This is a genomic window from Corynebacterium bouchesdurhonense, from assembly GCF_900078305.2.
In the GTDB taxonomy this organism is placed as follows: Bacteria; Actinomycetota; Actinomycetes; order Mycobacteriales; family Mycobacteriaceae; genus Corynebacterium; species Corynebacterium bouchesdurhonense.
In genome coordinates, this window is sequence record NZ_LT546014.1 from 38,371 (window position 1) to 48,301 (window position 9,931).

Annotated in this window: 11 protein-coding genes; 4 read left to right on the forward strand and 7 right to left on the reverse strand. The window is 68.6% G+C overall.

What is annotated here, in order from left to right:
- The first annotated feature begins 47 nt into the window (after positions 1 to 47).
- Positions 48 to 962: an endonuclease domain-containing protein gene (locus BN4252_RS11515; RefSeq protein WP_066523987.1), complete on the forward strand. Its 915-nt coding sequence runs from the start codon at positions 48 to 50 to the stop codon at positions 960 to 962.
- A 1,087-nt stretch (positions 963 to 2,049) separates the two neighbouring features.
- Here the strand turns inward: BN4252_RS11515 and BN4252_RS00240 are convergent.
- Genes BN4252_RS00240 through BN4252_RS00255 form a run of 4 tightly spaced genes read right to left on the reverse strand, consistent with a single transcriptional unit; the run spans position 2,050 to position 5,883 of the window.
- Positions 2,050 to 3,480 carry a phospholipase D-like domain-containing protein gene (locus BN4252_RS00240; protein WP_066523991.1) on the reverse strand — a complete coding sequence of 477 codons (1,431 nt, stop codon included), beginning with the start codon at positions 3,478 to 3,480 and terminating at the stop codon, positions 2,050 to 2,052.
- Positions 3,481 to 3,490: 10 nt separating this feature from the next.
- Positions 3,491 to 4,294, reverse strand: a complete 804-nt coding sequence (locus BN4252_RS00245; protein WP_066523995.1) for an exodeoxyribonuclease III — start codon at positions 4,292 to 4,294, stop codon at positions 3,491 to 3,493.
- Positions 4,295 to 4,304: 10 nt separating this feature from the next.
- Complete coding sequence (locus tag BN4252_RS00250; RefSeq protein ID WP_066523998.1) at positions 4,305 to 5,306, reverse strand: N-acetylglutamate synthase, CG3035 family; 1,002 nt, start codon at positions 5,304 to 5,306, stop codon at positions 4,305 to 4,307.
- Positions 5,307 to 5,310: 4 nt separating this feature from the next.
- Positions 5,311 to 5,883 carry a peptide deformylase gene (locus BN4252_RS00255; protein WP_066524000.1) on the reverse strand — a complete coding sequence of 191 codons (573 nt, stop codon included), beginning with the start codon at positions 5,881 to 5,883 and terminating at the stop codon, positions 5,311 to 5,313.
- Positions 5,884 to 6,034: 151 nt separating this feature from the next.
- Between BN4252_RS00255 and BN4252_RS00260 the strand changes: the two genes are divergently transcribed.
- The 3 genes from BN4252_RS00260 to BN4252_RS00270 all read left to right on the forward strand — a co-directional run bounded on the left by BN4252_RS00260 (position 6,035) and on the right by BN4252_RS00270 (position 8,726).
- Positions 6,035 to 6,268: a DUF3263 domain-containing protein gene (locus BN4252_RS00260; protein WP_066524005.1), complete on the forward strand. Its 234-nt coding sequence runs from the start codon at positions 6,035 to 6,037 to the stop codon at positions 6,266 to 6,268.
- Between the two features lie 34 nt (positions 6,269 to 6,302).
- On the forward strand, positions 6,303 to 7,346 hold the full coding sequence (locus BN4252_RS00265) for a hypothetical protein (protein ID WP_066524009.1): 1,044 nt from the start codon (positions 6,303 to 6,305) through the stop codon (positions 7,344 to 7,346).
- A gap of 249 nt (positions 7,347 to 7,595) precedes the next feature.
- The gene (locus BN4252_RS00270) at positions 7,596 to 8,726 is read left to right on the forward strand and encodes a glutamate--cysteine ligase (protein WP_066524011.1); all 1,131 of its coding nucleotides are present in this window, start codon (positions 7,596 to 7,598) and stop codon (positions 8,724 to 8,726) included.
- Here the strand turns inward: BN4252_RS00270 and BN4252_RS00275 are convergent.
- The 3 genes from BN4252_RS00275 to BN4252_RS00285 are packed head-to-tail and all read right to left on the reverse strand — an operon-like array spanning position 8,723 to position 9,920.
- A complete protein-coding gene (locus tag BN4252_RS00275) occupies positions 8,723 to 9,136 on the reverse strand; it encodes a monovalent cation/H(+) antiporter subunit G (RefSeq protein ID WP_262360137.1) in 414 nt (137 codons plus the stop codon). The two genes, BN4252_RS00270 and BN4252_RS00275, sit on opposite strands and share 4 nt — an antisense overlap.
- A complete protein-coding gene (locus BN4252_RS00280; protein ID WP_066524014.1) occupies positions 9,133 to 9,411 on the reverse strand; it encodes a monovalent cation/H+ antiporter complex subunit F in 279 nt (92 codons plus the stop codon). The genes BN4252_RS00275 and BN4252_RS00280 overlap by 4 nt, the downstream gene beginning before the upstream one ends.
- Positions 9,412 to 9,413: 2 nt before the next feature.
- The gene (locus BN4252_RS00285; protein ID WP_066524050.1) at positions 9,414 to 9,920 is read right to left on the reverse strand and encodes a Na+/H+ antiporter subunit E; all 507 of its coding nucleotides are present in this window, start codon (positions 9,918 to 9,920) and stop codon (positions 9,414 to 9,416) included.
- Positions 9,921 to 9,931 lie beyond the last annotated feature (11 nt).

The window sequence follows — 9,931 nt, forward strand, 5'->3', positions numbered from 1 at the left end:
CGAGGGGGCGCGCGGCCACAAGTTCGGGGGAACATTCGGGGGATCGCATGGACCGTGTTGCGTTGGTGGGGTTGTTGGTGGGTAAAGGGGGCGTCGATAAGCAGATGCTCCTGCAATTGTCCGCGACGCGCTGGATCGAGCGCGCCGAGTGGGACAAACTGAAGCGACACGAGCAGCACTTCCTCCGCTCGTACGCGACGGGAGCGGCAATGTACTCGGCGGTGCTCGCGGGGCGATCCGCGGCGCGGGTGGCGGGGATGTGGGTGCTGCCGGTGGAGGTGCTGCCGGTGGAGCTGGCCTCGCCGAACGGGCACCCACCGCCGAAGAAGCAGTGGCCGGCGGGGTGCGAATACATCTACAGCAAGGTGCCGGCGGGGGACATCGTGGAAAGCGGGGACATCCGGTACACGCGACCCGTGCGCACGGCTTTGGATATCGCCCGGTTGCACGGGGTTCGCGAAGGGACGGTTGCGATCGACAGCCTCTACTACGGAAAAGACATTGCGGCCCAGCGCGAGGTCTACGGCGACATCTCGCGGACACTCCGTGCCATGAGCGGAATGAAAGGAATTGGCACCGCCCGGAGGGCCTTCGAGCTGTCCACCAATCTTTCAGAATCCACGTACGAAACGTTGGCGCGCCTTGTGCTACTCGACGCGGGGATCGTCGCCAAACCCCAGCTCTACCTCGGTCGCTACCGGGTTGACCTGCTGTGGGGGCAGGTTGTCATCGAGATCGATGGGCGCGTGAAGTTCGAGGACACGCCGCACGCCACGGTCATCGCGCAGCTCGAGCGCGAAAACGAGCTCAGGAGCTACGGCTACGAAGTGGTGCGCGTATTCACCGAAGAACTGCGGCGCAGGCCAGCGGAGGTCATCGCCCGGATCCTGGAGGCCAAGCGGCGGGCGGATATGCGGGGGCCGGCATCGGTGCTTCCCGCCGCGGCGCCGACATTTCTGTAGCGCGGCGCCGTCGGTGTGGTGGCGCGGCCGGGGGGGGGGGGGGGGGGGCGCGGTGCGGGGCCGGCGGCGCCGCCGAGACGGCGGGTCATGCACAGCCACCACACCGACGGCGCCGACATTTCTGTAGCGCGGCGCCGTCGGTGTGGTGGCGCGGCCGGGGTGTGGTGGGGTGTGGGGCGCGGGATCTGGGGCCTAGTCCTGGGGGTTTTCACAAACAGGCATATTCGGGAGCGGGTTGGCGGGGGTTAAACCGGCATATCCCCAGGTCAGATTTTCGCGGCGGCCAATATGCCTGTTTGGAATATGCCTGTTTGCGCCAATATGCCTGTTTGGCGGGGTGGCGGCGGCAGGGTCTGCGGGGCCCGTGGGGTTTGTGGTGTCCAGCAGGCCGGTGTGGTCAAGGCGGCGCGCTGGGCTGGCGTCCGGGTGGGTTGGGACAGCCTGGCGCTGGGATATGGCGCTGGATCTGGCGCTGGGATATGGGGCCTGGTCCTGGGGTTTTCACAAATAGGCATATTCGGGAGCGGGTTGGCGGGGGTCAAACCGGCATATCCCCAGGTCAGTTTTTCACGGGGGCCAATATGCCTGTTTGGAATATGCCTGTTTGCGCCAATATGCCTGTTTGGCGGGGTGGAGGCGGCAGGGTCTGCGGGGTCAGTGGGGCTCGTGGTGTCCAGGGGCCCGGTGTGGCCGATGGGGCGCGCTGGGCTGGCCGTCTGGGTGGGTTGGGTCGGCCGGGCGCGGGATCTGGCGCTGGGATATGGGGCCTGGCCCTAGAGGTTTTTACAAACAGGCATATTCGGGAGCGGGTTGGCGGGGGTCAAACCGGCATATCCCCAGGTCAGATTTTCGCGGCGGCCAATACGCCTGTTTGGAATATGCCTGTTTGCGCCAATATGCCTGTTTGGCGAGTGGCGGCGGCCACGGCAACCCCAGCCAGGCGGCCGAGGTGCCGAGGCCACGGCGCCGCACCCCCCCCCCCCCCCCCCCGTCCCCTCTACACATCTCCCAGCCCGACCCGGCATATCCCGAGTCCTGACTTTCGGGGCGGCATATGCGCTTGTTTGGAATATGCCTGTTGGCGCCATTATGCTTTTTGGGCGGGTGGGGGGGGCCACGGCCGCCGGTCCCACGCCTCGAGGGTGAGTTCGCGGGAGACGGTGATGTAGTTCTCGGCAAGCTGGGCCAGCGCAGGCAGCAGGGGACCGGAGGCGATGAAGAGGCTGTTCTCGTAGTTGAGTGTGAAGGACCGGATGTCCATGTTGGAGGAGCCGATGGCGCCCACGGCCCGTTCGGTGCCGGGGTCCGCGAGGGCGAACTTGGTGTGCAGCACGTACGGCGCGGGGAACTCCCAGATGTGCACGCCGGCGGCGAGGAGCTGCTGGTAGTAGGCGGACTGGGCGTGCTGCACCATGAACTGGTCGGCCTTCTCGCCCACGAGCAGGTCCACGCGCACGCCTCGGTAGCAGGCGGAGGTGATGGCCTCCAGCAGGGAGTCCTCGGGCACGAAGTAGGGCGAGCACAGGATGAGGTGTTCGCGCGCGTGGTGGATCATCGCGTTGAACATGCGCAGGTTCGGCTCGCCCGCGTAGCCGGGGCCGGAGGGCACGAGCTGGAGCACGCTGTCAGGAGCCGCATGCTTGTCGACGCCCCCCAGCTCCAACCGCTCCCCCGACTCCGTGTACCAATCCACGGCGAACATGTGCTCTAAGGAGGCCACGATCGGGCCCTCGAGCTCCACGAAGGCGTCCACCCACTGGCGCCCCGCGCGGACGTGGCCGGGCATGAGGTAGCCGCGGTCGATGAGGTTGAACGAGCCCATCAGGGCGACGCGGGAGTCCACCACCACGAGTTTGCGGTGGTTGCGCAGGTCGGGGCGCCGCCACCGGCCGTGGAGGGGGTCGAGGGGCAGCATCATGTGCCAGTCCACGCCGATGGCGGTGAGGCGCTTTTTCAGGCGTCGGAAGCCGGGGTACTTCTGGGAGCCGATGTGGTCGAAGAGGAGGCGGACGTGGACGCCGCGGGCGACGGCCCGCTCGATGGCCTCGAAGACGGGGGCCGTGGTGGTGTCCCAGGCCACGGCGTAGATTTCGATGGAGATGTGTGAGGTGGAGGCGTCGATAAGCGATGCGATCCTGCGCATGGTGAGGTCGTAGTCCGTCCAGAGCGCGGGCGCGGCGCTGCGCACGGCGGGGTAGCCGGTGAGCGCGCGGTTGAGCTCCACGATGGCGGCCTTGTTGGGCGGGAGCGCGGCCGGCGCGTCGGCGATGTCCAAGTGATCGAGCTCGGCGCGGGCGCGGGCCTGGATGCCGTGGCGGCGGCGCGAGACGTAGGTGGAGCCCATGAGCAGGTAGAGGGGCAGGCCCACCACGGGCACGAGGAGGATGAGCAGCAGCCAGGCGTTCGCGCTGGAGGGCTTGCGGTTGCCGGGCACGATGCCGATCATGATGAACTTGATGGTGTAGTCCACCACCAGGCCGATCAGCTGCCAGGTGGACAGCGAGCCGAGCAGGGTCATCGCGGGCGGGTCACCGCACCTCGTCGATGGCGCGGGCGTGGTCGGCGGCGCGCGTGTCAAAGTCCGCGAGCACTGGCGCGTGGTCGGAGGCCCCCTTGCCCTGGCGCTCCTCCACGTCCACCCAGGCGCCGGTGAGCTTGGCGTGCAGGGGCTCGGTGGCCATGAGGAAGTCGATCAGCATGCCCTGGTTCTTCTGGAAGCGCATGGACTTGTAGTCCCAGAAGGAGTAGCGGTCCTCGTGGCGGACCTGGGTGAGCCCGGCCTCTTCGAGCATCTGGAAGGCGGCGCGCTCCGGCTCGGTGACGTGGGTCTTGCCCTCGAACCAGGCGATGTCCCACACGTCCTCGTCTCGCGGCGCGATGTTGAAGTCCCCGCAGAACACCTGCTCGCGCGCCGGCGAGACCTGGTTGCGCAGCTCGTAGAGGAACTCCAGCTTGTAGGTGTAGTGCGGGTCCCCGATCGCGCGGCCGTTGGGCACGTACAGGCTCCACACCTCCACGCCGCCGCACTCGGCGCCCACGGCGCGGGCCTCCACGGCCGGGTCCCCGGTTTTGGCGAACTTGGGTTGGCGGGGGAACTCGGTGTGGACGTTGTCAAGGCCCACGCGCGACGCGATGGCCACGCCGTTCCACTGGTTGTGGCCCACGTGCGCCACCTCGTAACCCGCGGCCTCGAACACGGAGTACGGGAACTTCGCGTCCGCCACCTTGGTCTCCTGCATGCACAACACGTCCGTGCCGCTGCGGGCGAGGAAGTCGGCCACCCGGTCGGCGCGGGTGCGCACCGAGTTCACGTTCCAGGTGGCAATTCGCATGGTGCTCACCCTAGCCCAGGCGGGCGTAGCGGTGGCGGTGATGCTCGACGAAGCCGAGCTTGCTGTACATGGCCACCGCGGCCTCGTTCGCCGCCTGGACCTGCAGGTACGCGGCGTCGACGCCGGCGGCAGCGCCCCACGCGAGGATGCTTTCCACGAGTTTGGAGCCGTTTGCTTGTCGACGCCACTTTTCACCCACCTCCACCGCCGAGATGCCGAGCCATGCCCGGCCGTCTTCCGAGGTGGTCACCGCCACCCGCGCCACGGCGGCGGTCTCGGGTTCAGAGGAAGCGCCGGCACCAGCGCCGGAGTCCTGCACGAGGCGGGCGAAGCGCAGCTGGCCGTCGATGGGGCGCACCAGGTCGCGCGCCTCGGCGGGGGAGAGGTCTTGGCCCCGGTAGCGGCACATGGCAAGCCACTGCGGGTGGGGCACCTCGTCGAGCACCACGCGGGGGTCGGCGTCGAAGGCGCCCTCGGCGAGCTCCACCGACATCACCAGCAGCTCCCCGCCGAGGCGCCACTTCCCGGGCGCGGCATCCACGAGGCGCTGCGCCGGCTTGCCTATGCGCTCGGGCACCAGCAGCTGCAGCGGCGCGCCGCGCTCGGCGTAAAACGCGGCCAGGGGCGCGAGCGGCACGGGGGCGAAGCCGGCGGAGTGGCCGATGGGCGTGGCCGAGTTGGAGCGCGGGGCAGGTTCGGTCGAGGTGCGGGCAAGCCAGCCGTCGATAAGCAAATGCTCCGATCCCGGAAACGCTTTGGCCGAGGCGGTCTCGATGGCGCGGATTCCTGAGTTGCGCACCGTGCGCGGCGAGAGGCGGCGCACGATGTGCGGCTCGGTGATCTCGATCGCGGGCGCCTGCGACGGCAAGCCGCCCACGGCCTGGGGGCGGACCACCAGCGGGTCGAGGGCGATGACGTGGCCGATCACGTCGCTGGCGTGGTCCCCGCGCTGGCGGCGCACCACCACGCGGTCGCCCGGCTTAACCGCCTCGGAGCGGAAGATGCGGGACACGCGGCTAGTGGCCGAACGGGTCCGGATCCGTGCCCGGCAGCCAGGTGCGGCCCGGCTCCGTCCAACCCTCGTCGCGCACCGTGCGCTTGGCCTCCTTCTTCCAGCGGCCTGTGAGCACGTCGGTGTAGAGGTAGCCGTCCAGGTGGCCTGTCTCGTGCTGGAGGCAGCGGGCGAAGAAACCGGTGCCCTCCACCTCGATCTCGTTGCCGTTCTCGTCCAGGCCCGTCACCTTGGCCCAGTCCGCGCGGCCCGTGGGCCAGCTGTAGCCCGGCACGGAGAGGCAGCCCTCGTCGTCCTCGCCGTCGTCCGCGGGCATGGTTTTGGGGATCTCGGAGGTTTCCAGCACCGGGTTGATCACGGTGCCGCGGCGCATCTCGTCGCCGTCCGGGCAGTGGTAGACGAAGATCCGCAGCGGCACGCCGATCTGGTTGGCGGCCAGGCCCACGCCGTGCGCCGCGTCCATGGTCTCGTGCATGTCCGCGATCAGCTCGGCCAGCTCCTCCACCGGCTGCGTCACCGGCTGGGTGGGGTTGTGCAGGACGGGGTCGCCGTAGATCACGATCGGTCGAATAGCCATGCGTCCAATGTACCCAGCGCTACTATGCGGGGTATGCAGACGCTCTTCGACCCCGTTCGCCGCCAGATCCTGATCAACCACATCCTGGACGTGGTGTGGCCGCTGCTGCCGCAGCGTGTGCTGGACATGCTCGCGTACGTGTAGGGGGAGCATGCTTGACGACGCCTCCCTAGCCATCCTCACCTTCGAAGCCACCGCGCCAAGATCCGCGGGCGCGAAGGAGGAAGCGATCCGGCGGGAACTGGGCATGGCGCCGATCCGCTACTACCAGCGCCTGAACGCCCTCCTGGACTCCCCGGACGCCCTGGCCGCGCAGCCCCAGCTGGTGCGGCGCCTGCAGCGGGTGCGTGACGCGAAGACGGGCGCCGACCCCGGCGCGCCGTAACCCTCAACCACAACTTGAGGCTACTGTGGCGCGTGTGACTACACGCATTCCTGGCCCTGGCCCCCGCGACGAATCCCCGCGCGATGAGTACCCGCGCGACGAGTACCGTGGCGCGCACCGCCGCCCCGACGAGGACGCGGACTACGAGTACGCCGAGTACGAGGAGTACGAGGAGCCCGAGAACTACGAGGAGCCCGAGAACTACGAGGACGCCGACGGGTACGAAGGCCCCGACGCCCTCGACGAGCCCGACTCCAGCTACGCCGAAGGCAACTACATCAACGAAGAGCCCGAGGACACCGAGTACGACGACGACTACGAGGACCGCGATGATCGCGGCGCCGCCGCTGCCCCGGCCGGCTCCACCGCCGCGGCCGCGGGCGGCGTGCCCAAGCGCGGCTTGGCCATGATCCTGATCGCGGTCGCCGCGTTGCTGCTGCTCTGGGGCATTTACGCCCTGACCCAGCGCGACGACGGCAACGGCAGCGCCACCAACACCGACGGCACCGCCACGCAGACCTCCACGGTTGCCACCGACACCGTGGTCAACACCAACACCGTGGTCAACACCGCAACGGCCCCCGCCGGCCAGGCCAGCCCGTCTGCGCAGGCCAGCCCCGCCAACCCGGCAGTGCCCGCGTCGCCAGCCGACGCCGCGAACCCCTCCGCGCCCGCCGCTAACGCGGGCCAGAACGGCCAGGCTACCGCGCCTGCCCCCGCGCCCGCGCCGTCCGGCCCCGCACTGACCGCGGGTGACGCCCAGGTGTACGTCTACAACAACTCCGGCATCCCGAACGCCGCCACCGACACGGCGAAGCGCCTGGACCAGCAGTACGCAATTGCGAACAACTCGCCTGACCCGGCCGCCATGAACATGCCGGAGCAGAACTACGGCGTGTTCCCGGAGACTTACGTCTTCTACAACCCGCAGGTCAACGGCGCTGAGCAGATCGCCGCGGACGTGGCCCGACGCGTGGGCGGCACCCCGCGCGCGGTGGGCGACCTCCCGCAGGGCGCGGCCGGCCTGCCGTCCGCGGCCACCGGCCGTAACGCCATCACGGTGGTGATCGCGGGCTAAGCGCCCCCTCCCGCCGTGTCTGCTAGCAGCGCGGCCGCCTTGCTAGCACACAACGTCCCGCGCCCCGCCCGGTCAAGGGTGGGTGCGGGACTTTTTCGGGGTCTGGACGTTGTCTGCTAGCAGGCCACTAGCACACATCGCCGGGGGCGTCCGCCCGCCTCACAAACCCCGCCTCGCAAGCCCCGCCGAACCGCATGCAACCGCATGCAATTGACGGTCAAGCGCGGGCGAGCGCATACACTTGCCGGCATGGATCCATTCCGCGATTTTGCGCGCTCGCCAGATTCCACGCTCGGTGTTGAGTGGGAGATCTGCCTGGTGGACCCGGCAACGCGCGACTTCGCCCCGCGCGCCGCCGAGGTCATCGACGCGGTACACGAGCGCCACCCCGAGACCCACCTGGAGAAGGAGTTCCTCCAGAACACGATCGAGCTGGTCACCCCGGTGTGCCGCAACACTCGAGAGGCCACGGACAGCCTGCAGCGCACGCTGGACCAGATCCGCGAGGCCGCGGACGAGCGCGGCCTGAAGCTCTGGGCCAGCGGCGGCCACCCATTCTCGGATTTCCGCGAGCAACCGCTGAGCCCGAAGCACACCTACGAGGAGATCATCAACCGCACCCAGTACTGGGGTCAGCAGATGCTCCTGTGGGGCATCCACTGCCACATCGGGGTGAGCCACGAGGACAAGGTGTGGCCGATCATCAACGCGGTGATGACGTACTACCCGCACCTGCTGGCCATCTCCGCCTCGAGCCCGGGCTGGGACGGCCTGGACACGGGCTACGCCTCCAACCGCACCATGCTCTACCAGCAGCTGCCCACGGCGGGCATGCCGTACCAGTTCCAGAGCTGGGATGAGTGGGTGGGCTTTATGCGGGATCAGCAGACGTCGGGCGTGATCAGCCACACGGGCTCGATGCATTTCGACGTCCGCCCGGCCGCCAAGTGGGGCACCATCGAGGTGCGCATCTCGGACGCCACGTCTAACCTGCGCGAGCTCGCGGCCGTGGTTGCCCTCACGCACGCGCTGGTGGTGCACCTGGACCGCACGCTGGAGGCTGGCGGCGAGTTGCCCACCCTGCAGCCCTGGCACGTTGCGGAGAACAAGTGGCGCGGCGCGCGCTACGGCTTGGAGGCGGAGATCATCACCTCGCGCGCCACGGATGAGGCGCTGGTTACGGAGGAGCTTTTCTCGCTTATCGACGCCCTCCAGCCCACCGCCAAGTCACTCTCCTGCGAGAAGGAACTGCTGCTGGTGCCCGAGATCATTGAGCGCGGCGCCGGCTACCAGCGCCAGCGCGACATCCACGAGGCTACGGGGGACTGGCGCGCCGTGGTGGACGCCACCTGCCGGGAGATGGACGAGCTGACGCTTTAGCTGCTGGTGGGGTCCACGCGGCCCGGGTGGTAGTCGGCCGGGTTCTCGTTCACGGTCAGGACGGTTGCGTCCGCGCCGGGCGGTTCGTAGAGGCCCTCGCGCCTGGCGATGCGGCCAAGGCGCTGCCCGGTGACGGGGTTGGTCATCAGGGCGAAGACCACGAGCAGCAGCATCATGCCCACGTCGCCGCGCTCGTGCACGCCGAAGGCGGGGGAGCCGGTGACGCGGATGATGGTGCCGATGATCATCAGCATCAGGCCGGTGGTCTGGGGTTTGGTGATGGCGTGGACGCGCGCGAGCGTGGAGTGGAAGCGCACCGTGCCTACGGCGGCGCTGAACACCATGAACGCTCCGGGGAGGATGAAGAGGAGGGAGGTTGCGTCGGTAAGCAATGCCCAATCCCAATTCACAGCGCACCGTCCCTCTTGCGGAAGCGGGCGACGGCGAGCGAGGCGATGAAGCCGAGCAGCGCGATGACGATCATGACGTTGACCACGGTGGTGTCGAGCGTCCAGCAGATGTAGAGGGCCAGCGCGCACTGGAGGGAGGCGGTGATGCCGTCATTGCCCAGGAGGCGGTCGAGGGAGTTGGGGCCGACGATGACTCGCCAGGCCATGAGCACGAAGCCGGCGGCGACGAGCACTGCGGCGACGGTGAGGAAGATCTGGTACGTGGCGGGGGACATGGCTACCTTTCAAAGATGTCGATCAGCTGCCGCTCGAGCTTCTGCACGTTGCGTATCTCGCGCTCGATGTCCTCGGGCGTGGAGGCGTCGAGGACGTGGATGGTCCATTCGCGGTTGGCCACGTCGATGTCCGTGACGCACCCGCCGGGCTGCAGGTTGTACGCGCAGGTGGCCAGGTACCCCACCATCTCCGAGGACACGCGCATGGGCACGCGCAGGATCGCGTTCTTCGGCTGCGGTTGCCGGCGCAAACTGAGCCACGCCACCTTCGCCGACGCCGCGAGCAGGTCCCAGAACCACTCGATGAGGAAGACGATGAGCTTGCCCCAGTGGATGCGCGTGGCCTGGCGCGGCACAGGCGGCAGGGGCAGCGCCAGCACGATCAGGGTGCCCAGGGCGAGTCCGGCGATGGCGTTGCCCCAGCTCAGCTCGCCCATGAGCAGGACCCACATGAAGGCGAGCCAGAGTACAAAGGCGGGGTGGAAGCGGTGCTTGAGCCCCGCGGTGATGTGTTGCGGCT

What these genes read in the sequence shown, in the direction of transcription:
- BN4252_RS00260 (WP_066524005.1), top strand. Translation starts at nt 6,035, where the DNA reads ATGCTTGACGACGCCTCCCTAGCCATCCTCACCTTCGAAGCCACCGCG.
- BN4252_RS00255 (WP_066524000.1), bottom strand. Translation starts at nt 5,883, where the DNA reads ATGGCTATTCGACCGATCGTGATCTACGGCGACCCCGTCCTGCACAAC.
- BN4252_RS00245 (WP_066523995.1), bottom strand. Translation starts at nt 4,294, where the DNA reads ATGCGAATTGCCACCTGGAACGTGAACTCGGTGCGCACCCGCGCCGAC.
- BN4252_RS11515 (WP_066523987.1), top strand. Translation starts at nt 48, where the DNA reads ATGGACCGTGTTGCGTTGGTGGGGTTGTTGGTGGGTAAAGGGGGCGTC.
- BN4252_RS00270 (WP_066524011.1), top strand. Translation starts at nt 7,596, where the DNA reads ATGGATCCATTCCGCGATTTTGCGCGCTCGCCAGATTCCACGCTCGGT.
- BN4252_RS00240 (WP_066523991.1), bottom strand. Translation starts at nt 3,480, where the DNA reads ATGACCCTGCTCGGCTCGCTGTCCACCTGGCAGCTGATCGGCCTGGTG.
- BN4252_RS00280 (WP_066524014.1), bottom strand. Translation starts at nt 9,411, where the DNA reads ATGTCCCCCGCCACGTACCAGATCTTCCTCACCGTCGCCGCAGTGCTC.